Below are 23,471 nucleotides of genomic sequence, written 5' to 3'. Positions count from 1 at the left end.
ATGTTATTCGAACAGCGCGTCAATGTAGTCGCGGCTATTGAACGGCCGCAGGTCGTCTATGCTCTCGCCCACGCCGATGAAACGCAGCGGAATCGGCCGCTGCTTGGCGATGGCGGCGATCACGCCGCCCTTGGCCGTGCCGTCCAGCTTGGTCAGGATCAGGCCGGTCAGGCCCAGCGCGTCGTCGAAGGCCTTCACCTGATTGACGGTGTTCTGGCCGATATTGGCGTCCAGCACCAGCACCACCTCGTGCGGCGCGTCCGGCAGCGCTTTCTGGATCACTCGCTTCACCTTCTTGATTTCTTCCATCAGGTGCAGCTGCGTCGGCAGACGGCCGGCGGTGTCGGCCAGCACGATGTCGATGCCGCGTGCCATGGCGGCCTGGATCGCGTCATAGCAGACGGCGGCCGAGTCGCCGCCCTGCTGCGCGATCACCGTCACGTTGTTGCGCTCGCCCCAGGCGATCAGCTGCTCGCGCGCGGCGGCGCGGAAGGTGTCGCCGGCGGCCAGCAGCACGCTCTTGCCCTGGCTTTGATAATATTTGGCCAGCTTGCCGATGGAAGTGGTCTTGCCGGCGCCGTTGACGCCGGTCATCATGATCACGAACGGTTTCTTGCCTTCCACGTTCAGCGGCGCCTGCAGCGGGCCGATCAGGTCCTGCAGGGAATCCTTCAGCGCGCCCTTCAGTTCCGATGCGTCCTTCAAGCCCTTCAGCGACACGCGCTCGCGCACGTCCTTCAATAGATGGACGGTGGCATCCATGCCCATGTCGGCGGTCAACAGCACCGTTTCCAGGTCTTCGTACAGTTCCTCGTCGATCTTGCCGCCGCCGAACAGGCCGGCCAGCTGCTTGCCCAGCTTGTCGCGGGTTTTGGACAGGCCGGCCTTCAGGCGTTCGGTCCAGCTCATTTTCTTCAGCGGCACGGCTTCCTCCGCCGGCTGCGGCGGGGGGCTGATTGCTGCCGCTTCGGCTGCCGGGGCGGCAGTTTCAACGGGCGATGGCGCTGCGGCCGCCGGCGCCGGCGTTTCCGCCGCGGGCTGCGGCATGGCGGGCGCTACGTCTTCGATAGCGGCCGTTGGCTGGGCCGGGGTCTCGATTTGCGGCGTTTCCACCGGCTTGGGCTTTTTCTTGAAGAAGCTGAACATGCGTAAATGAACCAGGGAAAAGCGATAAATGGCTAAATTGTATCCTCAAACGGCGTCTCGTACAGGCTTGCACGCATGGGATCGAAGCGATTCACGCAAAACATATATAAGGAATAGGTCGGAATTTCGTCGGACACGCGACAGATTTGCCGGCAAAGCAGCGTGAAAGAGGCGCTAAAGTGCTGATCGGGTTAAACTCCTGCCCTTGTTTCAAAAAGACGAGAGTCATGAGTCAGTCACGTAACAAGGTCCGAATCATTGGCGGCGAGTTCCGACGCCGCATGTTGCCTTTTCCCGATGCGGCCGGACTGCGGCCGACGCCGGATCGCGTCCGCGAGACGCTGTTCAACTGGTTGGGCCAGGATTTGTATGGAAAAAACTGCCTGGATTTGTTCGCCGGTAGCGGCGCGCTGGGCTTTGAGGCCGCATCGCGCTCGGCGCGGCGCGTGGTGATGGTGGAAAAATCGCGGCAGGTGTGCGAATCGCTGCAGGCGAATCGGCAGTTGCTGCAGGCTGGCGCGTTGGAAGTGATGAGCGGCGACGCGCTGCTGTATTTGAAGAACTGTCGCGAGCGCTTCGATGTGATTTTCGTCGATCCGCCATATGACTCCGATTTGTTGCAGCAGGTGCTGCCGCTCTTGGCGCAGTGTCTGTCAGAAGACGGCGTGGCCTACGTCGAGGCCCGCCAATGGCCGGACACGCTGCCGGAAGGGCTGACGCTGCTCAAGCGCGACAAGGCCGGCATGGTGCAGTACGGCCTGCTGGGGCTAGCCTCTGCCTAGCGCCTTCAGTCCCGCGCCCGTCTAACGATATAACCAGCGCGCCCTTGCGGCTGGCGGCGGCGGGTGACAGAATTCACGATGTGGAATACTTGAGGAAATTACTATGTCTTTGATCATTACCGACGAGTGCATCAACTGCGACGTCTGTGAGCCGGAGTGCCCGAATAACGCGATCTCGCAAGGCGAGGAGATCTATCAGATCGACCCCAATCTGTGCACCCAGTGCGTCGGCCACTACGATGAGCCGCAGTGCCAGCAGGTCTGTCCGGTCGATTGCATCCCGCTGGATCCGTCGCATCCGGAGACCAAGGATGAGTTGTACCAGAAGTATCTGAAGATTTCCGGCCAGGCCTGATTCTGGCAAGTGCTTGTTTAAAAAGAAGATGCCCCGTCTTGGATGGGGCGGTTTTTCTTTTGGAGCCAAAAACTGTAATTTTTTTCGCAAAAGGTGTTGACGGCCTGCAAGGCCATCTATAATATTCGGGTCTCTTTCAGGAGGGATTCCCGAGCGGTCAAAGGGATCAGACTGTAAATCTGACGGCTCTGCCTTCGAAGGTTCGAATCCTTCTCCCTCCACCAGATTTAGAAAAGCGCTTGGCAGTGAAGCATTGCTGTCTAGTTGTGAAGCCAGGCGGGTGTAGCTCAATGGTAGAGCAGAAGCCTTCCAAGCTTACGACGAGGGTTCGATTCCCTTCACCCGCTCCAAGCGTTTGATATAGCCTGTTTTAGGGCCCATGTAGCTCAGGGGTAGAGCACTCCCTTGGTAAGGGAGAGGTCGGCAGTTCAATTCTGCCCATGGGCACCACCATTTTACTTTGCTTGTTTCGTATTCAGGAAATTTGCCATGGCTAAGGAAAAGTTCGAGCGGACCAAACCGCACGTAAACGTCGGCACCATCGGTCACGTTGACCATGGTAAAACCACTCTGACCGCCGCTATCACCACCATTCTGTCCAAGAAGTTCGGTGGCGAAGCTAAGGATTACTCCCAGATCGACAGCGCGCCGGAAGAGAAGGCTCGTGGTATCACCATCAATACCGCGCACGTTGAATACGAAACCGAAGCGCGCCACTACGCTCACGTAGACTGCCCGGGTCACGCCGACTACGTTAAGAACATGATTACCGGTGCTGCCCAGATGGACGGCGCTATCCTGGTTTGCTCGGCCGCTGACGGTCCGATGCCGCAAACCCGCGAACACATCCTGCTGTCCCGTCAGGTTGGCGTGCCGTATATCATCGTTTACCTGAACAAGGCTGACCTGGTTGACGACGCTGAGCTGCTGGAACTGGTGGAAATGGAAGTGCGCGATCTGCTGTCTTCCTACGACTTCCCGGGCGACGACACCCCGATCGTGATCGGCTCCGCTCGTCTGGCGCTGGAAGGCGACCAATCCGAAATGGGCGAACCGTCCATCTTCCGTCTGGCTGCTGCTCTGGACTCCTACATCCCGACTCCGGAACGCGCCATCGACAAGCCGTTCCTGCTGCCGATCGAAGACGTGTTCTCGATCTCCGGCCGCGGCACCGTGGTGACCGGTCGCGTTGAGCGCGGCATCGTCAAGGTCGGCGAAGAGCTGGAAATCGTGGGCCTGAAGGCTACCGTGAAGACCACCTGCACCGGCGTGGAAATGTTCCGCAAGCTGCTGGACCAAGGTCAAGCCGGCGACAACGTGGGCGTGCTGCTGCGTGGCACCAAGCGTGAAGACGTGGAGCGTGGTCAAGTGCTGGCCAAGCCGGGTTCCATCACCCCGCACACCGAGTTCCAGGCTTCTGTGTACGTGCTGTCCAAGGACGAAGGTGGCCGTCACACCCCGTTCTTCGCGAACTACCGTCCGCAGTTCTACTTCCGTACGACCGACGTGACTGGCGCGATCAAGCTGGCTGAAGGCGTGGAAATGGTAATGCCGGGCGACAACGTGGAAATCTCCGTTGAACTGATCGCACCGATCGCCATGGAAGAAGGTCTGCGCTTCGCTATCCGCGAAGGCGGCCGTACCGTCGGCGCCGGCGTGGTTGCCAAGATTCTGAAGTAAGGTTTATAGGCCAGTAGCTCAATTGGTAGAGTATCGGTCTCCAAAACCGAGGGTTGGGGGTTCGAGACCCTCCTGGCCTGCCAATTAAGACCAGCCGGCGCTCTGCGCCGGTTGGTCTTTTGTCGCATATGCGAGAGAAGATTCGACATGGAAATGCAAGATAAGATCAAGTTGTACGTAGCTGGTCTTGTAGTTGTTGCCGGCATCGTCGGCTTTTACCTGATTCCGGAAGGGCAGGGGCTGCTGCGCGCGCTGGCGTTCATCGTATCTATTTTGCTGGCTGCTGGCGTAGTATGGACGTCTGCTCCTGGCAAGGGGCTGGTGGTCTATGCCAACGAGTCGATTGTCGAGGCTCGTAAGGTGGTATGGCCGACGCGCAAGGAGGCGACCCAGGTGACGCTGATGGTGTTTGTATTCGTCGCGGTGCTGGCGCTCTTCATGTGGCTGGTGGATTCCAGCCTGTCCTGGCTGTTTTACGATGTGATTCTCGGTCGAGGTAGATAATGGCAAAGCGCTGGTATGTGGTACACGCTTATTCGGGTTTTGAGAAAAGCGTGCAAAAGGCGCTGCGTGAACGTATCGAGCGTTCCGACATCGCAGACCAATTTGGTCAGATTCTGGTGCCGGTGGAAGAGGTTGTGGACGTCAAGAACGGCCGCAAGTCCATCACCGAGCGCAAGTTCTTCCCTGGCTACGTGCTGGTGGAGATGGAAATGACCGACGATACCTGGCACTTGGTGAAGAGTACGCCCAAGGTGACCGGTTTTGTCGGCGGCACGGCCAACCGCCCGGCGCCGATTTCCAAGAAGGAAGTCGAAGCCATCATGCAGCAGATGCAAGAGGGCGTGGAAAAGCCGAAGCCGAAAGTCTTGTTCGAAGTCGGTGAGCGCGTGCGCGTCATCGATGGTCCGTTCAATGACTTCAATGGTTCGGTGGATGAAGTCAATTACGAGCGCAACAAGTTGCGCGTGTCGGTGCAGATCTTCGGTCGCGACACGCCGGTTGAGCTGGAATTCGGCCAGGTCGAAAAGCTGTAAGATTTTGCTTGGCAAGATTTTTGAAAGCGTGTAACATGTTGCGCTTTCGTCCGGGGAGCGAAGTCCTCTTCGCGCTATACCCATTTTAGGAGCTTTAATCGTGGCAAAGAAAATTGTCGGCTATATCAAGCTGCAAGTGCCCGCTGGCAAGGCCAACCCGTCGCCTCCGATCGGTCCGGCACTGGGTCAGCGTGGTCTGAACATCATGGAATTCTGCAAGGCGTTCAATGCTCAAACTCAGGGCATGGAGCCGGGCATGCCGATTCCGGTTGTAATCACCGCTTACGCAGACAAGTCCTTCACCTTCACCATGAAGACGCCGCCGGCGACCTTCCTGCTGAAGAAGGCTGCTGGCATCAAGTCCGGCTCCGCCAAGGCGCATGTGGACAAGGTTGGTAAAGTGACCCGCGCTCAGCTGGAAGAAATCGCCAAGACCAAGCAAGCGGATCTGACCGCTGCTGATCTGGACGCCGCTGTTCGCACCATCGCCGGCTCCGCCCGTTCGATGGGTCTGGAAGTGGAGGGCGTATAACATGGCTAAGATCTCCAAGCGCATGCAAGCGCTGAAGGCTACCGTTGATCGCAACAAGCTGTACGCTGTTGACGAAGCTATCGCCCTGGTTAAGGCTGCCGCCACCGCCAAGTTCGACGAGTCGATCGATATCGCCGTCAACCTGGGCGTGGATCCGCGTAAATCCGACCAAGTGGTCCGTGGTTCCGTGGTTCTGCCGCGCGGCACCGGCAAGTCCGTACGCGTTGCCGTATTTGCTCAAGGCGCCAACGCCGAAGCCGCCAAGGCTGCCGGCGCTGAAGTGGTCGGTTTTGAAGACCTGGCCGAGCAAGTCAAGGCCGGCAATCTGGACTTCGACGTGGTGATCGCATCCCCGGACGCGATGCGCGTTGTGGGTCAGCTGGGCCAGATCCTGGGTCCGCGTGGCCTGATGCCGAACCCGAAGGTTGGCACGGTTACCCCGAACGTCGCCGAGGCGGTGAAGAACGCCAAGGCCGGTCAGGTTCAGTACCGTACCGACAAGGCTGGTATCATTCACGCCACCATCGGCCGCGCTTCGTTCGAAGCTGAAGCCCTGCGTGAAAACTTCTCCGCTCTGGTGGATGCCCTGGTGAAAGCCAAGCCGGCAGCTTCCAAGGGCGTGTATCTGAAAAAGATCGCCGTTTCCAGCACCATGGGCATCGGCGCTCGCGTAGATACCGCTACCGTCAGCGCCTAATCGCGTTGCCGGAGCATGATCGGGCGGCGAAAGCCGCCTGGTTAAAGGCTTTGGGCTGGCAGGCTTGCCTGCCAGATTGTCAAAGACCGTAGGTGCCGCAAGGCTTAATAGCAGATTGGCCAGTATGGAAGTCCGCATCCTACGCAGATGGTGTACCCGAAACAGGCTTCTTAAGTTCAAGGCTCATGTAGCTCAGGGGTAGAGCACTCCCTTGGTAAGGGAGAGGTCGGCGGTTCAATTCCGCCCATGAGCACCAGTTCTTTTTGATGTCTCCTGATACAGGTCGCCGCTGCAAAGCGAGGCGAAAATCCTTTCGTCTCATTTCAGTCTAGGAGGTAGACCTTGAGTCTCAATATCGAAGATAAAAAGGCGGTAGTCGCTGAAGTATCTGCCCAGCTGGCAGAAGCTCAGACCCTCGTTATCGCTGAATATCGGGGCATCGAGGTTAGCAGCATGACCAAACTCCGCGCTCAGGCGCGCGAGAACGGCGTTTACCTGCGCGTTCTGAAGAACACGCTGGTGCGTCGCGCTGTGGAAGGCACTCCGTTTGCTGGCCTGGCTGACCAAATGGTCGGTCCGCTGGTTTACGCCGTTTCTGCCGACCCGGTTGCTGCTGCCAAGGTGCTGCATCAATTTGCCAAGGCTGACGACAAGATCATCGTCAAGGCCGGTTCCTACGATGGCAAGGTACTGAACGCTGCTCAGGTTGCTGAGCTGGCTTCTATCCCGAGCCGCGAAGAACTGCTGTCCAAGCTTCTCTACGTTATGCAGGCTCCGGTCGCTGGCTTCGCCCGCGCGCTGGCTGCATTGGCCGAGAAGCAAGCCGAAGCCGCTTAACTTATTTGATTCTTATAGAATTCAGGAGATTTTCACATGGCAATCACCAAAGAAGACATCCTCGAGGCCGTTGCTGGTCTGACCGTGATGGAACTGAACGACCTGGTTAAGGCGTTCGAAGAGAAGTTCGGCGTTTCCGCCGCTGCCGTAGCCGTTGCCGGCCCGGCCGCTGGTGGCGCTGCTGCTGCTGAAGAGAAGACCGAGTTTGACGTTATCCTGTCCGCCGCTGGCGACAACAAGGTTGGCGTGATCAAGGTTGTCCGTGCAATCACCGGTCTGGGCCTGAAAGAAGCCAAGGATCTGGTTGACGGCGCTCCGAAGTCCGTGAAGGAAGGCGTTGCCAAGGCTGAAGCCGAAGACATCGTTAAGCAACTGACCGAAGCCGGTGCCAAGGCTGAAATCAAATAATCTTCTTTGAAAAAAGAAGGTGAGGCTGGCGGAGAAATCCGCCAGCCTTATTGCGCTTGTAGTTGGCGGAAACGAAGAAGGTAAAAGCCAGCAATATACTTGGCGTGGCTGCTGACTTTTGGTTTCTTGCGCCACCCACCTCGATGGAGACTCTATGAGTTATTCGTTTACTGAGAAGAAACGTATTCGTAAGAGCTTTGCGAAACGTGCCAGTGTTCTCGACGTCCCCTTCCTGTTGGCGACCCAGATTGATTCCTACACCGAATTTCTCCAGCTGGGTGTGTCGCTGGATGAGCGCAAGGATGTGGGTCTTCAGGCTGCGTTCAAGTCGATCTTTCCGATCGTCAGCCACAACGGCTATGCGCGTCTCGACTTTGCCCACTATATTCTGGGCGAGCCGCCGTTTGACGTACAGGAATGCCAACTGCGCGGCATCACGTTCGCCGCGCCTCTGCGCGCGCGCATCCGCCTGACGATTTTCGACAAGGAATCGTCCAAGCCGGTCGTGAAGGAAGTGCGTGAGAACGAGGTGTACATGGGCGAGATTCCGCTCATGACCGCCAATGGCTCCTTCATCATCAACGGCACCGAGCGCGTGATCGTCTCCCAGCTGCACCGCTCTCCGGGCGTGTTCTTCGAGCACGACCGCGGCAAGACGCACTCGTCCGGCAAGCTGCTGTTCTCGGCTCGCGTGATCCCTTACCGCGGCTCCTGGCTGGACTTCGAATTCGACCCGAAGGATCTGCTGTACTTCCGTATCGACCGTCGCCGCAAGATGCCGGTGACCATCCTGCTGAAGGCGCTGGGTTACACCAACGAAGAGATCCTGTCCGAGTTCTACAGCTTCGACACCTTCTACCTGACCAAGACCGGCGTATTCATGCGCGTGGTGCCGGAACGTCTGAAGGGCGAAGTGGCCAAGTTCGACATCGTGGCCGCCGACGGCAAGCTGATCGTCGCCAAGGATAAGCGCATCACCGCCAAGCACATCCGCGACATCCAGACCGCCGAGCTGGACCGCATCGAAGTGCCGGCCGACGCGCTGCTGGGCAAGGTGCTGGCCGTCAATGTGGTGAACCAGAACACCGGCGAAGTGATCGCCCGCGCCAACGAGGAAGTGACCGAGGAAGTGTTGGCCAAGCTGGCGCTGGCCGAGGTGGATCAGGTCGAGGTGCTGTTCACCAACGATCTGGATCAGGGCGCTTACATCTCGCAAACCCTGCGTACCGACGACATCCTGGACCAGACCCAGGCGCGCGTGGCGATCTACCGCATGATGCGTCCGGGCGAACCGCCGACCGAAGACGCAGTGGAAGCGCTGTTCCAGCGCCTGTTCTTCAGCGAAGAAACCTATGATCTGTCGCGCGTGGGCCGCATGAAGTTCAGCTCCCGCACTTATCAGTACAAGTTCGACGACAAGACCCCTGAGTGGTTCAAGACCCTGATCGGCGAGAAGTTCGCTTCGCGCCGCGATGTGACCGAAGGCACGCTGTCGACTGAAGACATCGTGTCCGTGATCGCCATCCTGACCGAGCTGCGCAACGGCCGCGGCGAAGTGGACGATATCGATCACCTGGGCAACCGTCGCGTCCGTTCCGTGGGCGAACTGGCTGAGAACCAGTTCCGCGCCGGTCTGGTGCGCGTCGAGCGCGCGGTGAAGGAACGCCTGAACCAGGCCGAGTCCGACAACCTGATGCCGCACGACCTGATCAACGCCAAGCCGGTGTCCGCCGCGATCAAGGAATTCTTTGGTTCCTCGCAGCTGTCCCAGTTCATGGACCAGACCAACCCGCTGTCGGAAATCACCCACAAGCGCCGCGTATCGGCCCTGGGTCCGGGCGGTCTGACCCGCGAACGCGCGGGCTTCGAGGTGCGCGACGTGCACCCGACCCACTACGGCCGCGTGTGCCCGATCGAAACGCCGGAAGGTCCGAACATCGGTCTGATCAACTCGCTGTCGGTCTATGCCCGCACCAACGAGTTCGGTTTCCTGGAAACCCCGTACCGCAAGGTCGTGGACGGCAAGGTCACCAACGAGATCGATTACCTGTCCGCGATCGAGGAAGGCCGCTACGTCATCGCTCAGGCCAACGCCGAGCTGGATGGCGAAGGCCGCCTGGTCGACGAGCTGGTGACCTGCCGCGAGAAGGGCGAAACCATTCTGGCGACGCCGGATCGTGTGCAGTACATGGACGTGGCCACCGGCCAGGTGGTGTCCGTGGCTGCGTCGCTGATTCCGTTCCTGGAACATGACGACGCGAACCGTGCCTTGATGGGCGCCAACATGCAACGTCAGGCCGTGCCGTGCCTGCGCCCGGAAAAGGCTTATGTCGGCACCGGCATCGAGCGTTCCGTGGCGGTTGACTCCGGCACCACCGTGGTGGCGCGTCGCGGCGGCGTGGTCGACTACGTCGATGCCGGCCGCGTGGTGGTCCGCGTCAACGATGAAGAAGCGACCGCTGGCGAAGTGGGCGTGGACATCTACAACCTGACCAAGTTCACCCGTTCCAACCAGAACACCAACATCAACCAGCGTCCGATCGTGAAGGTGGGCGACCACATCGCGCGCGGCGACGTGGTGGCCGATGGCGCCTCCACCGACCTGGGCGAGCTGGCGCTGGGTCAGAACATGACCATCGCCTTCATGCCGTGGAACGGCTACAACTACGAAGACTCGATTCTGATCTCGGAAAAGCTGGTTGCAGAAGACCGCTACACCTCGATCCACATCGAAGAACTGTCCGTGGTGGCCCGCGACACCAAGCTGGGGCCGGAAGAAATCACCCGCGACATCCCGAACCTGTCTGAACGCATGGCAGGCCGTCTGGATGAGTCCGGCATCGTCTACATCGGCGCGGAAGTCGAAGCCGGCGACGTGCTGGTGGGCAAGGTCACGCCGAAGGGCGAAACCCAGCTGACGCCGGAAGAAAAGCTGCTGCGCGCGATCTTCGGCGAAAAGGCCTCCGACGTGAAGGACACGAGCTTGCGCGTGCCGACCGGCACCGTGGGCACCGTGATCGACGTGCAGGTGTTCACCCGCGAAGGCATCGAGCGCGACAAGCGCGCCCAGTCCATCATCGACGCGGAACTGAAGCGCTACCGTCTGGACCTGAACGACCAGCTGCGGATTTTCGACAACGACGCCTTCAGCCGTATCGAGCGCCTGATCGTGGGCAAGGTCGCCAACGGCGGTCCGAAGCGTCTGGCCAAGGGCACCGTGATCGACCAGGAATACCTGGCCGGCCTGCCGACCAAGCACGATTGGTTCGACATCCGCATGAGCGATGAAGACATCGCCAAGCAGCTGGAACTGATCAAGGAAAGCCTGGCGCAGAAGCGCGAAGAATTCGATCTGAAGTTCGAAGACAAGAAGCGCAAGCTGACCCAGGGCGACGAGCTGCCGCCGGGCGTGCAGAAGATGGTCAAGGTTTACCTGGCTGTGAAGCGCCGCCTGCAGGCCGGCGACAAGATGGCCGGCCGCCACGGCAACAAGGGTGTGGTATCGCGCATCCTGCCGGTGGAAGACATGCCGTACATGGGCGACGGCCGTCCGGTCGACATCGTGCTGAACCCGCTGGGCGTACCGTCGCGTATGAACATCGGTCAGATTCTGGAAGTGCACCTGGGTTGGGCCGCCAAGGGCATCGGCGAGCGCATCGACCGCATGCTGAAGCAGCAGCAGTCGGTTGCCGAAATCCGCGGCTACCTGGAGCGCATCTACAACGAAACCGGCAAGCCGGAGCAGATCGCCAGCCTGAGCGACGACGAAGTGCTGCAACTGGCGCAGAACCTGCGCAAGGGCATGACCTTCGCCACGCCGGTATTCGACGGCGCCAAGGAGGCCGAGATCAAGCACATGCTGGATCTGGCTTACCCGGATGGCGACGAGCTGACCGAAAAGATGGAGTTCAACGAGTCCAAGACCCAGATGACCCTGTTCGACGGCCGCTCCGGCGAAGCCTTCGACCGCAAGGTCACCGTAGGCGTGATGCACTACCTGAAGCTGCACCACTTGGTCGACGACAAGATGCACGCCCGTTCCACCGGCCCGTACTCGCTGGTGACCCAGCAGCCGCTGGGCGGCAAGGCCCAGTTCGGCGGCCAGCGTTTCGGTGAGATGGAAGTGTGGGCGCTGGAAGCCTATGGCGCCGCCTACACCCTGCAGGAAATGCTGACGGTGAAGTCTGACGATGTGACCGGCCGTACCAAGGTCTACGAAAACATCGTCAAGGGCGAGCACAAGATCGATGCCGGCATGCCGGAATCCTTCAACGTGCTGGTGAAGGAAATCCGTTCGCTCGGCCTGGATATCGACCTGGAACGTTATTGATTGGGTCCATGGGCGCGGCAAGATTGACGCCGCGCCTGTCCCCTGACTGGAGACGCAATGAAAGCTCTGCTCGACCTCTTTAAGCAAGTCACGCAAGAAGAAGAGTTTGATGCGATTAAGATCGGCATCGCCTCGCCTGACAAGATCCGTTCCTGGTCTTATGGCGAAGTCAAAAAGCCGGAAACCATCAACTATCGTACCTTCAAGCCGGAACGCGACGGCCTGTTCTGCGCCCGCATCTTCGGACCGGTGAAGGACTACGAATGCTTGTGCGGCAAGTACAAGCGCCTGAAGCATCGCGGCGTCATCTGCGAGAAGTGCGGCGTGGAAGTCACGCTGTCCAAAGTGCGCCGCGAGCGCATGGGCCACATCGAACTGGCCAGCCCGACCGCGCACATCTGGTTCCTGAAGTCGCTGCCGTCGCGTCTGGGCATGGTGCTGGACATGACGCTGCGCGACATCGAACGCGTGCTGTACTTCGAAGCGTTCGTCGTGACCGACCCGGGCATGACTCCGCTGCAGTACCGCCAGCTGTTGACCGAAGAGGACTTCCTGGACAAGGAAGACCAGTACGGTGAAGAGTTCGTCGCCATGATGGGCGCCGAGGCGGTCAAGGAACTGCTGAAGAAGCTGGACCTTGACAGCGAGATCGAGAACCTGCGCCGCGAGCTGGAAGCCACCAACTCCGACACCAAGATCAAGAAGATCGCCAAGCGCCTGAAAGTGCTGGAGGCCTTCCAACGTTCCGGCATGAAGCCGGAATGGATGATCCTGGAAGTGCTGCCGGTGCTGCCGCCGGAGCTGCGTCCGCTGGTGCCGCTGGACGGCGGTCGTTTCGCGACCTCCGACCTGAACGACCTGTACCGCCGCGTCATCAACCGTAACAACCGTCTGAAGCGTCTGCTGGAACTGCGCGCGCCGGACATCATCGTGCGCAACGAAAAGCGCATGCTGCAGGAATCGGTTGACTCGCTGCTGGACAACGGCCGTCGCGGCAAGGCCATGACCGGCGCCAACAAGCGTCCGCTGAAGTCGCTGGCCGACATGATCAAGGGCAAGGGCGGTCGTTTCCGTCAGAACCTGCTGGGTAAGCGCGTGGACTACTCCGGTCGTTCCGTGATTACCGTGGGCCCGACCCTGCGTCTGCATCAGTGCGGCCTGCCGAAGAAGATGGCGCTGGAACTGTTCAAGCCGTTCATCTTCCACAAGCTGGAAGTGATGGGTCTGGCGTCCACCATCAAGGCGGCCAAGAAGCTGGTCGAGCAGGAAGTGCCGGAAGTGTGGGACATCCTGGAAGACGTGATCCGCGAGCATCCGGTGCTGCTGAACCGCGCGCCGACGCTGCACCGTCTGGGTATCCAGGCGTTCGAGCCGGTGCTGATCGAAGGCAAGGCCATCCAGCTGCATCCGCTGGTTTGCGCGGCGTTCAACGCCGACTTCGACGGCGACCAAATGGCCGTCCACGTCCCGCTGTCGCTGGAAGCGCAGATGGAAGCCCGCACCTTGATGCTGGCCACCAACAACGTGCTGTCCCCGGCCAACGGCGAGCCTATCATCGTGCCGTCGCAGGATATCGTGCTGGGTCTCTATTACATGACCCGCGACAAGGTGAATGGCAAGGGCGAAGGCATGGTGTTCGCCGACACCAAGGAAGTCCATCGCGCCTACGAAACCCGTCAGGTTGAGCTGGCCACCCGCATCACCGTCCGTCTGAAGGAATGGGAAAAGGACGAGCAGGGCGAATTCCAACCGGTGATCAAGCGTTACGACACCACCGTGGGCCGCGCCATCCTGTCCGACATCCTGCCGAAGGGCCTGCCGTTCGAGCACATCAACAAGGCGCTGAAGAAGAAAGAAATCTCGAAACTGATCAACGTTTCGTTCCGTCGTTGCGGCATCCGCGACACGGTGATCTTCGCCGACCAGCTGATGTACACCGGTTTCGCCTACTCCACCCGCGGCGGTATCTCCATCTGCGTGGACGACATGCAGATCCCGGCCAAGAAAGTTGACCTGCTGGGCGAGGCCAACAAGGAAGTCAAGGAGATCGAGGAACAGTACCGTCAAGGTCTGGTGACCCAGGGCGAACGCTACAACAAGGTAGTGGACATCTGGGGCCGCACCGGCGACAAGATCGCCAAGGCGATGATGGACGAGCTGTCCAAGCAGAAGGTGCTGGATCGCGACGGCAAGGAAGTCGATCAGGAATCCTTCAACTCCATTTACATGATGGCCGACTCGGGCGCGCGGGGTTCCGCTGCCCAGATCAAGCAGCTGGCCGGCATGCGGGGTCTGATGGCCAAGCCGGACGGCTCGATTATCGAAACGCCGATTACCGCGAACTTCCGCGAAGGCCTGACCGTATTGCAGTACTTTATCTCCACCCACGGTGCGCGTAAGGGTCTGGCGGATACGGCCTTGAAGACCGCGAACTCCGGTTACCTGACGCGTCGTCTGGTCGACGTGACCCAGGATCTGGTGGTGATCGAGGACGATTGCGGCACCACCAACGGCTTCACCATGAAGGCCGTGCTGCAGGGCGGCGACGTGATCGAAGCGCTGCGCGACCGTATCCTCGGCCGCGTGACCGCGGTTGACGTGGTGGATCCGTCCACCGGCGAAACCGTGATCGAAGCCGCTACGCTGCTGGACGAGCAGATGGTCGATCTGATCGACAGCCTGGGCATCGACGAAGTCAAGGTCCGCACCGCCATCACTTGCGACACGCGCTACGGCCTGTGCGCCAAGTGCTACGGCCGCGATCTGGCGCGCGGCAAGCAGGTCAACGCCGGCGAAGCCGTGGGCGTGATCGCTGCGCAGTCGATTGGTGAGCCGGGTACCCAGCTGACCATGCGTACCTTCCACATCGGTGGCGCCGCGTCTCGAAACGCAGCCGCCAGCCAGGTGGAAGGCAAGTCCAACGGTACCGTGCGCTTCTCCAGCCAGATGCGCTACGTGGCGAATACCAAGGGCGAGCTCATCGTCATCACCCGCTCCGGCGAAGTGGTGATCCACGACGATATGGGCCGTGAGCGCGAGCGTCACAAGGTGCCGTACGGCGCGACCCTGATGGTGACCGATGGTCTGCAGATCAAGGCGGGCACCGTGCTGGCCACCTGGGACCCGCACACCCGTCCGATCATCACCGAGTACGCTGGCCGCGTGAAGTTCGAGAACGTCGAAGAAGGCGTGACCGTAGCCAAGCAGACCGACGAAGTGACCGGCCTGTCCACGCTGGTGGTCATCGACCCGAAACGCCGCGCAGGCGCCCAGTCGAAGATGCTGCGTCCGCTGGTGAAGCTGCTGGACGACAGCGGCAACGAAGTGAAGCTGGCCGGTTCCGACGCGTCGGTATCGATCACCTTCCAAGTCGGCGCCATCATCACCGTGCGCGACGGCCAGGATGTGGGCAAGGGCGAAGTGCTGGCCCGTATCCCGCAGGAATCGTCCAAGACCCGCGACATTACCGGTGGTCTGCCGCGCGTGGCCGAGCTGTTCGAAGCCCGTTCGCCGAAGGATGCCGGCATGCTTGCCGAGGTGACCGGTACCGTATCGTTCGGTAAGGACACCAAGGGCAAGCAGCGCCTGATCATCACCGATCTGGAAGGCAGCGGTTACGAAAACCTGATTCCGAAGGACAAGCACGTGCTGGTCCACGATGGTCAGGTGGTGAACCGCGGCGAATCCATCGTCGACGGTCCGGTCGATCCGCACGACATTCTGCGTCTGCAGGGTATCGAGGCGCTGGCCCGCTACATCGTCCAGGAAGTGCAGGAGGTGTATCGTCTGCAGGGTGTGAAGATCAACGACAAGCACATCGAGGTGATCATTCGCCAGATGCTGCGTCGCGTGGTCATCTCCGACAGCGGCGACACCGAATTCATCCAGGGCGAGCAGGTGGAGCGCGCCGACGTGCTGGAAATGAACGACAAGATGATGGCGGAAGGCAAGGAGCCGGCGCAGTACGAAAACGTGCTGCTGGGTATCACCAAGGCCTCCCTGTCCACCGACTCGTTCATCTCTGCGGCTTCCTTCCAGGAAACCACGCGCGTGCTGACCGAAGCGGCCATCATGGGCAAGAAGGACGACCTGCGCGGTCTGAAGGAGAACGTGATCGTCGGCCGTCTGATCCCGGCCGGCACCGGTCTCGCCTACCACCGCACCCGTCGCCGTCAACACCTGGGCCTGGACGCTGGCGATTCGCAGCTGTTCGATCCGGCTCCGGCCGCGCTGGAAAGCGACGACTAAGCTGGGCCTCGCGGCCAAGTGTTGAAAAAACGCTGCTCCATCAACGGTTAACGTTGCTGGGGCGGCGTTTTTTATTTGACGGTAAGCCGTTGACTAAAATATAATCCTCCGTCCTTTCTGGAGGCGTGTTGCTTCCGGGAAGCTTCAACTAGGAACTGATAGTAATGCCAACCATTAACCAACTCGTTCGCAAGGGCCGCGTCGCCATCACGGCGAAGAGCAAGGTGCCTGCGCTGGAAGCCTGCCCGCAGAAGCGTGGCGTGTGCACCCGTGTTTACACCACCACTCCGAAGAAGCCGAACTCGGCTCTGCGTAAAGTGTGCAAGGTTCGTCTGACCAACGGTTTCGAAGTCATTTCGTACATCGGCGGTGAAGGCCACAACCTGCAGGAACACTCCGTGGTGCTGATCCGCGGCGGTCGTGTCAAGGACTTGCCGGGTGTGCGTTACCACACCGTGCGCGGTTCCCTGGATACCGCTGGCGTGAAAGACCGTAAGCAAGCTCGCTCCAAGTACGGCGCCAAGCGTCCTAAGTAATTGGGACGTACTCAAGGCGGCCTGATCAACACTCAGGGTCGTCTAGTAAGTGACTGCTCCGTTGGGTAGTCATGAGCAAGTAGAGCTCAACTGAATAATTAAGGAAGTAACATGCCACGTCGCAGAGAAGTCCCCAAGCGTGAAATTCTGCCGGATCCGAAGTTCGGCTCCCAGGATCTCTCCAAATTCATGAACGTCGTGATGATCGACGGCAAGAAGTCTGTTGCAGAACGCATCATTTACGGCGCGCTGGAACAGATCGAAAAGAAAACCGGCAAGAACGCTATCGAAGTGTTCAACACCGCACTGTCCAACGCCAAGCCGGTGGTGGAAGTGAAGAGCCGCCGCGTAGGTGGTGCAAACTATCAAGTTCCTGTTGAAGTCCGTCCGTCCCGTCGTATGGCCCTGGCCATGCGCTGGCTGCGTGACGCTGCGCGCAAGCGCGGCGAAAAGTCCATGGACCTGCGCCTGGCTGGTGAGCTGATCGACGCGGCTGAAGGCCGTGGCGGCGCGATGAAGAAGCGTGACGAAGTGCACCGCATGGCAGAAGCCAACAAGGCCTTCTCGCACTTCCGTTTCTAAGCTAGTTCACTTTTTAAGGTGTAAACCGTGGCACGGAAAACCCCCATCGAGCGCTACCGTAATATCGGTATCTCCGCTCACATTGACGCCGGTAAGACGACTACTACCGAGCGTATTCTGTTTTACACCGGTGTGAACCACAAGATCGGCGAGGTTCACGACGGCGCCGCTACCATGGACTGGATGGAGCAAGAGCAGGAGCGTGGCATCACCATCACCTCCGCCGCCACCACCACGTTCTGGAAGGGCATGGGGATGCAATTCCCCGAGCACCGTTTCAACATCATCGACACCCCGGGACACGTGGACTTCACCATTGAGGTGGAGCGTTCCATGCGCGTTCTGGACGGCGCCGTGATGGTGTACTGCGCTGTGGGCGGCGTGCAGCCGCAGTCTGAAACCGTATGGCGTCAGGCTAACAAGTACAAGGTTCCGCGTATTGCCTTCGTGAACAAGATGGACCGTCAAGGTGCCAACTTCTTCCGTGCCGTAGAACAGGTGAAAACCCGTCTGCGCGGCAATCCGGTGCCTATCGTGGTGCCGATCGGCGCTGAAGACGGTTTCAGCGGCGTGGTTGACCTGCTGAAGATGAAAGCCATCATTTGGGACGAAGCCTCGCAAGGCATGAAGTTCGAATATGGCGAAATCCCGGCCGACCTGGTTGCCGTTGCCGAAGAATGGCGCGAGAAGATGGTCGAAGCCGCTGCCGAAGTCAGCGACGAGATGATGGACAAGTACTTGGGCGGCGAAGCGCTGACCGAGGAAGAAATCATCGCCGGTCTGCGCGAGCGTACCCTGAAGTGCGAAATCCAGCCGATGCTGTGCGGCTCCGCGTTCAAGAACAAGGGTGTTCAGCGCATGCTGGACGCCGTGATTGAACTGCTGCCGTCGCCGGTTGAAGTTCCGGCGATCAAGGGCGAAACCGACGGCGTGGAAGCCGAGCGTCACGCTTCCGACGAAGAGCCGTTCTCGGCTCTGGCGTTCAAGCTGATGAACGACCCGTACGTGGGCCAGCTGACCTTCTTCCGCGTCTACTCCGGCGTGGTGAAGTCCGGCGACACCGTGCTGAACTCGGTCAAGGGCAAGAAAGAGCGTATCGGCCGTATCGTGCAGATGCACGCCAACGACCGTAAGGAAATCGACGAAGTGCGCGCCGGCGACATCGCCGCCGCCATCGGCCTGAAGGAAGTCACCACTGGTGAAACCCTGTGCGCCGTTGACGCGGAAATCATCCTGGAGCGCATGGAGTTCCCGGATCCGGTGATTCACGTCGCCGTTGAGCCGAAGACCAAGGCCGACCAGGAAAAGATGGGCGTGGCCCTGAACCGCCTGGCCAAGGAAGACCCGTCGTTCCGCGTGCGTACCGACGAAGAATCCGGCCAAACCATCATTTCCGGTATGGGCGAACTGCACCTGGAAATTCTGGTTGACCGCATGAAGCGCGAATTCGGCGTGGAAGCCAACGTCGGCGCTCCGCAAGTGGCCTACCGCGAAACCATCACCAAGACGGTTACCGATGTTGAAGGTAAGCACGTTAAGCAGTCTGGTGGTAAGGGTCAGTACGGTCATGCCGTGATCACGTTGGAACCGTCCGGCGAAGGCCAGGGCTACAAGTTCTTCGACGAGATCAAGGGTGGCGTGATTCCGCGTGAATTCATTCCGTCCGTCGACAAGGGTATCCAGAACACTCTGGGTAGCGGTATCCTTGCCGGCTTCCCGGTGGTGGACGTGACTGTGCGTCTGACCTTCGGTTCCTACCACGACGTCGACTCCTCGCAGATCGCGTTCGAACTGGCAGGCTCGCTGGCATTCAAGGAAGCCATGCGCCGCGCCGGTCCGTGCATTCTCGAGCCGATGATGGCCGTGGAAGTGGAAACTCCGGAAGAGTACATGGGTGACGTGATGGGCGACCTGAACCGTCGCCGCGGCATGGTTCAAGGCATGGACGATGACGGTTTGGGTGGCAAGAAGATCAAGGCCGAAGTACCGCTGGCCGAGATGTTCGGTTACTCCACCGACCTGCGTTCCGCGACCCAGGGCCGTGCGACGTACTCCATGGAGTTCAAGCACTACTCCGAGGCTCCGAAGCACGTTGCTGAAGCCGTAATGGCCGCCAAGAAGTAATGCGCGCTGAGGCTGGCTGGCATCTCGATTTGTCCGGCCAGTCCCGATCTAATGTTCTTTAATTAAGGATTTTTGCAAAATGGCAAAAGAAAAGTTTGAGCGGACCAAACCGCACGTAAACGTAGGCACCATCGGTCACGTGGACCACGGTAAGACCACCCTGACCGCCGCTATCACCACCATTCTGTCCAAGAAGTTCGGTGGCGAAGCTAAGGATTACTCCCAGATCGACAGCGCGCCGGAAGAGAAGGCTCGTGGTATCACCATCAATACCGCGCACGTTGAATACGAAACCGAAGCGCGCCACTACGCTCACGTAGACTGCCCGGGTCACGCCGACTACGTTAAGAACATGATTACCGGTGCTGCCCAGATGGACGGCGCTATCCTGGTTTGCTCGGCCGCTGACGGTCCGATGCCGCAAACCCGCGAACACATCCTGCTGTCCCGTCAGGTTGGCGTGCCGTACATCATCGTTTACCTGAACAAGGCTGACCTGGTTGACGATGCTGAGCTGCTGGAACTGGTGGAAATGGAAGTGCGCGATCTGCTGTCTTCCTACGACTTCCCGGGCGACGACACCCCGATCGTGATCGGCTCCGCTCGTCTGGCGCTGGAAGGCGACCAGTCCGAAATGGGTGAACCGTCCATCTTCCGTCTGGCTGCTGCTCTGGACTCCTACATCCCGACTCCGGAACGCGCCATCGACAAGCCGTTCCTGCTGCCGATCGAAGACGTGTTCTCGATCTCTGGCCGCGGCACCGTGGTGACCGGTCGCGTCGAGCGCGGCATCGTCAAGGTCGGCGAAGAGCTGGAAATCGTGGGCCTGAAGGCTACCGTGAAGACCACCTGCACCGGCGTGGAAATGTTCCGCAAGCTGCTGGACCAAGGTCAAGCCGGCGACAACGTGGGTGTGCTGCTGCGCGGCACCAAGCGTGAAGACGTGGAGCGTGGCCAAGTACTGGCCAAGCCGGGTTCCATCACCCCGCACACCGAGTTCCAAGCTTCCGTGTACGTGCTGTCCAAGGACGAAGGTGGCCGTCACACCCCGTTCTTCGCGAACTACCGTCCGCAGTTCTACTTCCGTACGACCGACGTGACCGGCGCGATCAAGCTGGCTGAAGGCGTGGAAATGGTAATGCCGGGCGACAACGTGGAAATCTCCGTTGAACTGATCGCACCGATCGCCATGGAAGAAGGTCTGCGCTTCGCTATCCGCGAAGGCGGCCGTACCGTCGGCGCCGGCGTGGTTGCCAAGATCCTCAAGTAACGGAAGCGGAGATTTTTCATGTCTAGCCAAAAGATCCGCATCCGCCTGAAGGCGTTCGATTACAACCTGATCGATCGTTCCGCTCAGGAAATCGTTGAAACCGCTAAGCGTACCGGCGCCGTAGTCAAGGGCCCAGTTCCGCTGCCGACCAAGATCGAGCGTTTCAACGTTCTGCGCTCCCCGCACGTGAACAAGACTTCCCGCGACCAGCTGGAAATCCGCACTCACCTGCGTCTGATGGACATCGTAGACCCGACCGACAAGACTGTTGATGCTCTGATGAAGCTCGACCTGCCGGCCGGTGTGGATGTGGAAATCAAGCTGCAGTAATCGCTTAAGTTCAAGGGTTTGCAGGCTAAGTGCTTGCGATTCTTGAATTTTCTGTGATACATTAGCGGACTCGCCATTTAGGCGAGTCCGTTTTTGTTTTTTATGTCGTGTTTTTTATGCCGGTCAATCGCAATCGGCGCCTGAAAAAGGAAATAAACATGAGTTTAGGTCTTGTCGGTCGCAAAGTCGGCATGACCCGCATTTTTGCCGAAGATGGCGCAACCATCCCGGTAACTGTGCTGGACATGTCCGCTAACCGCGTCACGCAAATCAAAACTGCAGAAACTGACGGCTACAATGCCGTTCAGGTCACTTTTGGCTCCAAGAAGGCCAATCGTGTAAACAAGGCTGCAGCCGGCCACTTCGCCAAAGCCGGCGTTGAAGCAGGTGAGGTTCTGGTAGAGTTCGCTCTGTCCGCCGAAGCTGTCTCCAACCTGAAGCTGGGCGATGCTGTCGCTGTTGAAACCTTCTCCGTTGGTCAACTGGTTGATGTGACCGGTACCTCCAAGGGTAAGGGCTTCTCCGGTGTGATCAAGCGTCACAACTTCTCTTCCAACCGTGCTTCCCACGGTAACTCGCGTTCGCACAATACGCCGGGTTCCATTGGTCAAGCTCAGGATCCGGGTCGTGTATTCCCGGGTAAGCGCATGGCCGGTCAGTACGGTAACGTCAAGAGCACGGTTCAGTGCCTCGAGATCGTTCGTATCGACGCCGAGCGTCAGCTGATCCTGGTTAAGGGCGCAGTCCCGGGTGCCAAGAACGGCGACGTAGTCGTGCGTCCTAGCGTGAAAGCGGGTGCGTGATGGAATTGAATGTAATCAATACCCAAGGCAAGGCTGTTGGTAGCCTGCAAGTGTCCGACTCCCTGTTCGGCCGCGACTACAACGAAGCTCTGGTACACCAAGTTGTTACCGCGTTCCTGGCGAACGCCCGTAGCGGCAACCGTGCCCAGCTGACTCGTGCCGAAGTGAAGCACTCGACCAAGAAGCCGTTCCGTCAGAAGGGCACTGGTAACGCTCGTGCAGGTATGACTTCCACCCCGAACCGTCGTGGTGGTGGCCGCGCCTTCCCGAACAAGCCGGACGAGAACTTCACCCAGAAGATCAACCGCAAGATGTTCCGCGCTGGCATGGCAGCTATCCTGTCGCAACTGGTGCGTGACGAGCGTCTGATCATCGTGGACGAGCTCAATGTAGCCAGCCCGAAGACCAAGGAATTCGTGGGTACTGTGCAGCCGATGGGTCTGGAGCAAGCTCTGTTCATCACTGGCGAGCTGAACGAAAACCTGTATCTGTCTTCCCGTAACCTGCCGAACGTGCTGGTTATCGAAGCTCAACAAGCTGACCCGTACAGCCTGCTGCGCTTCAAGAAGACCGTGATCACCCGCGACGCCGTGAAGCAACTGGAGGAGCAGTGGGCATGAACCAAGAACGTCTGTTGCAAGTAATCCTTGCTCCGATCGTTTCCGAAAAGAGCACCATGATTGCTGAGAAGAACCAGCAAATGGCGTTCCGTGTTGCTAAAGACGCAACCAAGCCGGAAATCAAGGCCGCTGTTGAAATGCTGTTCAACGTAAAAGTTGAAGGCGTTTCCACTGTGAACGTCAAGGGCAAGGTTAAGCGTTTCGGCCGTAGCATCGGTCGTCGCAGTGACTGGAAAAAGGCCTACGTTAGCCTGGTTGAAGGTCAAGAAATCGACCTGACCGCTACCCCGGCCGCGGCGGAGTAAGGAGATAGAGCATGCCTATCGTTAAGGTAAAACCGACTTCCGCGGGTCGCCGTGCTGTCGTCAAGGTGGTAAACCCTGACCTGCACAAGGGTGCTCCGCACGCTGCCCTGGTTGAGAAGAAAAACTCCACCGGTGGTCGCAATCACAATGGTCACATCACCACGCGTCATCGCGGTGGTGGCCACAAGAAGCACTACCGTCTGATCGACTTCCGTCGCAACAAGGATGGCATCCCGGCAAAAGTGGAACGCATCGAATACGATCCGAACCGCACTGCCCACATCGCTCTGTTGTGCTACGCCGATGGCGAGCGCCGCTACATCATCGCCCCGCGTGGCGTGAAGGTGGGCGCGGTTCTGCTGTCCGGTTCCGAGGCTCCGATCAAGGCCGGTAACGCTCTGCCGATCCGCAACATCCCGGTGGGTACCACTATCCACTGCGTGGAAATGCAACCCGGCAAGGGCGCTCAGATGGTTCGTTCCGCTGGCGCTTCTGCAATGCTGCTGGCTCGTGAAGGCGTGTACGCTCAACTGCGTCTGCGCTCTGGCGAGATCCGCCTGGTGCACGTCGATTGCCGTGCGACCGTTGGCGAAGTGGGTAACGAAGAGCACTCCCTGCGCAAGCTGGGCAAGGCCGGTGCGACTCGTTGGCGCGGCATCCGTCCGACCGTTCGCGGTACGGCGATGAACCCGATCGATCACCCGCACGGTGGTGGTGAAGGCCGCACTGGCGAAGGCCGCGTACCGGTTAGCCCATGGGGCACTCCGGCTAAGGGCTTCCGTACCCGTCGCAACAAGCGTACCGACAACATGATCGTACGCCGTCGCTATTCCAACAAAGGGTAATTGA

General features: G+C 59.5%; 21 protein-coding genes and 5 tRNA genes. 25 read left to right on the top strand and 1 reads right to left on the bottom strand.

Annotation, left to right across the window (positions count from 1 at the left end; all coding sequences use genetic code 11):
- Positions 1-3: 3 nt before the first annotated feature.
- On the bottom strand, positions 4-1,146 hold the full coding sequence (gene ftsY, locus QUG01_RS15435) for a signal recognition particle-docking protein FtsY (RefSeq protein ID WP_500830864.1): 1,143 nt from the start codon (positions 1,144-1,146) through the stop codon (positions 4-6).
- 227 nt (positions 1,147-1,373) lie between these two features.
- Between ftsY and rsmD the strand changes: the two genes are divergently transcribed.
- The 25 genes from rsmD to rplB all read left to right on the top strand — a co-directional run bounded on the left by rsmD (position 1,374) and on the right by rplB (position 23,467).
- Positions 1,374-1,928: a 16S rRNA (guanine(966)-N(2))-methyltransferase RsmD gene (rsmD, locus tag QUG01_RS15430; RefSeq protein ID WP_500830863.1), complete on the top strand. Its 555-nt coding sequence runs from the start codon at positions 1,374-1,376 to the stop codon at positions 1,926-1,928.
- 103 nt (positions 1,929-2,031) lie between these two features.
- On the top strand, positions 2,032-2,283 hold the full coding sequence (locus QUG01_RS15425) for a YfhL family 4Fe-4S dicluster ferredoxin (protein WP_043627471.1): 252 nt from the start codon (positions 2,032-2,034) through the stop codon (positions 2,281-2,283).
- A gap of 139 nt (positions 2,284-2,422) precedes the next feature.
- Positions 2,423-2,507: transfer RNA gene (locus tag QUG01_RS15420), tRNA-Tyr, on the top strand.
- A 52-nt stretch (positions 2,508-2,559) separates the two neighbouring features.
- Positions 2,560-2,633: transfer RNA gene (locus tag QUG01_RS15415), tRNA-Gly, on the top strand.
- A gap of 25 nt (positions 2,634-2,658) precedes the next feature.
- Positions 2,659-2,733, top strand: a tRNA-Thr gene (locus QUG01_RS15410).
- Between the two features lie 39 nt (positions 2,734-2,772).
- Positions 2,773-3,963, top strand: coding sequence for an elongation factor Tu (tuf, locus tag QUG01_RS15405; RefSeq protein WP_103317546.1), 1,191 nt, complete (start codon positions 2,773-2,775; stop codon positions 3,961-3,963).
- 7 nt (positions 3,964-3,970) lie between these two features.
- Positions 3,971-4,046, top strand: a tRNA-Trp gene (locus QUG01_RS15400).
- Between the two features lie 64 nt (positions 4,047-4,110).
- Positions 4,111-4,467, top strand: coding sequence for a preprotein translocase subunit SecE (secE, locus tag QUG01_RS15395; RefSeq protein ID WP_052247056.1), 357 nt, complete (start codon positions 4,111-4,113; stop codon positions 4,465-4,467).
- Positions 4,467-5,000 (top strand): transcription termination/antitermination protein NusG, encoded by a 534-nt coding sequence (gene nusG / locus QUG01_RS15390; protein WP_021479133.1) that lies wholly within the window; start codon positions 4,467-4,469, stop codon positions 4,998-5,000. Before secE ends, nusG begins: the two co-directional genes overlap by 1 nt.
- A gap of 100 nt (positions 5,001-5,100) precedes the next feature.
- Positions 5,101-5,532, top strand: coding sequence for a 50S ribosomal protein L11 (rplK, locus tag QUG01_RS15385; RefSeq protein ID WP_011137744.1), 432 nt, complete (start codon positions 5,101-5,103; stop codon positions 5,530-5,532).
- Position 5,533: 1 nt separating this feature from the next.
- Positions 5,534-6,229, top strand: coding sequence for a 50S ribosomal protein L1 (gene rplA / locus QUG01_RS15380; protein WP_500830862.1), 696 nt, complete (start codon positions 5,534-5,536; stop codon positions 6,227-6,229).
- A gap of 181 nt (positions 6,230-6,410) precedes the next feature.
- Positions 6,411-6,485: transfer RNA gene (locus tag QUG01_RS15375), tRNA-Thr, on the top strand.
- Positions 6,486-6,571: 86 nt separating this feature from the next.
- Complete coding sequence (gene rplJ / locus QUG01_RS15370; protein ID WP_043629983.1) at positions 6,572-7,066, top strand: 50S ribosomal protein L10; 495 nt, start codon at positions 6,572-6,574, stop codon at positions 7,064-7,066.
- A 36-nt stretch (positions 7,067-7,102) separates the two neighbouring features.
- Positions 7,103-7,474: a 50S ribosomal protein L7/L12 gene (gene rplL / locus QUG01_RS15365; RefSeq protein ID WP_043629984.1), complete on the top strand. Its 372-nt coding sequence runs from the start codon at positions 7,103-7,105 to the stop codon at positions 7,472-7,474.
- A 154-nt stretch (positions 7,475-7,628) separates the two neighbouring features.
- Positions 7,629-11,804, top strand: a complete 4,176-nt coding sequence (gene rpoB, locus QUG01_RS15360; RefSeq protein ID WP_500830861.1) for a DNA-directed RNA polymerase subunit beta — start codon at positions 7,629-7,631, stop codon at positions 11,802-11,804.
- A gap of 57 nt (positions 11,805-11,861) precedes the next feature.
- Positions 11,862-16,052 carry a DNA-directed RNA polymerase subunit beta' gene (gene rpoC, locus QUG01_RS15355; RefSeq protein ID WP_103317543.1) on the top strand — a complete coding sequence of 1,397 codons (4,191 nt, stop codon included), beginning with the start codon at positions 11,862-11,864 and terminating at the stop codon, positions 16,050-16,052.
- 164 nt (positions 16,053-16,216) lie between these two features.
- On the top strand, positions 16,217-16,588 hold the full coding sequence (rpsL, locus tag QUG01_RS15350) for a 30S ribosomal protein S12 (protein ID WP_011137738.1): 372 nt from the start codon (positions 16,217-16,219) through the stop codon (positions 16,586-16,588).
- Between the two features lie 111 nt (positions 16,589-16,699).
- On the top strand, positions 16,700-17,170 hold the full coding sequence (rpsG, locus tag QUG01_RS15345) for a 30S ribosomal protein S7 (RefSeq protein ID WP_011137737.1): 471 nt from the start codon (positions 16,700-16,702) through the stop codon (positions 17,168-17,170).
- Positions 17,171-17,197: 27 nt separating this feature from the next.
- Positions 17,198-19,294, top strand: a complete 2,097-nt coding sequence (gene fusA, locus QUG01_RS15340; RefSeq protein WP_103317545.1) for an elongation factor G — start codon at positions 17,198-17,200, stop codon at positions 19,292-19,294.
- Positions 19,295-19,373: 79 nt separating this feature from the next.
- Entirely contained in the window at positions 19,374-20,564 is a 1,191-nt protein-coding gene (gene tuf / locus QUG01_RS15335; RefSeq protein ID WP_103317546.1) for an elongation factor Tu, read from the top strand.
- An 18-nt stretch (positions 20,565-20,582) separates the two neighbouring features.
- A complete protein-coding gene (rpsJ, locus tag QUG01_RS15330) occupies positions 20,583-20,894 on the top strand; it encodes a 30S ribosomal protein S10 (RefSeq protein WP_011137734.1) in 312 nt (103 codons plus the stop codon).
- 158 nt (positions 20,895-21,052) lie between these two features.
- The gene (rplC, locus tag QUG01_RS15325; RefSeq protein WP_043627140.1) at positions 21,053-21,697 is read left to right on the top strand and encodes a 50S ribosomal protein L3; all 645 of its coding nucleotides are present in this window, start codon (positions 21,053-21,055) and stop codon (positions 21,695-21,697) included.
- Complete coding sequence (gene rplD, locus QUG01_RS15320; RefSeq protein ID WP_071109263.1) at positions 21,697-22,317, top strand: 50S ribosomal protein L4; 621 nt, start codon at positions 21,697-21,699, stop codon at positions 22,315-22,317. Before rplC ends, rplD begins: the two co-directional genes overlap by 1 nt.
- Complete coding sequence (gene rplW / locus QUG01_RS15315) at positions 22,314-22,622, top strand: 50S ribosomal protein L23 (RefSeq protein WP_019100830.1); 309 nt, start codon at positions 22,314-22,316, stop codon at positions 22,620-22,622. Before rplD ends, rplW begins: the two co-directional genes overlap by 4 nt.
- A gap of 11 nt (positions 22,623-22,633) precedes the next feature.
- Complete coding sequence (gene rplB / locus QUG01_RS15310) at positions 22,634-23,467, top strand: 50S ribosomal protein L2 (protein ID WP_011137730.1); 834 nt, start codon at positions 22,634-22,636, stop codon at positions 23,465-23,467.
- Positions 23,468-23,471: the final 4 nt, after the last annotated feature.

This window comes from Chromobacterium sp. CCUG 76385, assembly GCF_059916625.1.
This window is presented reverse-complemented; position numbering and strand designations above follow the sequence as displayed.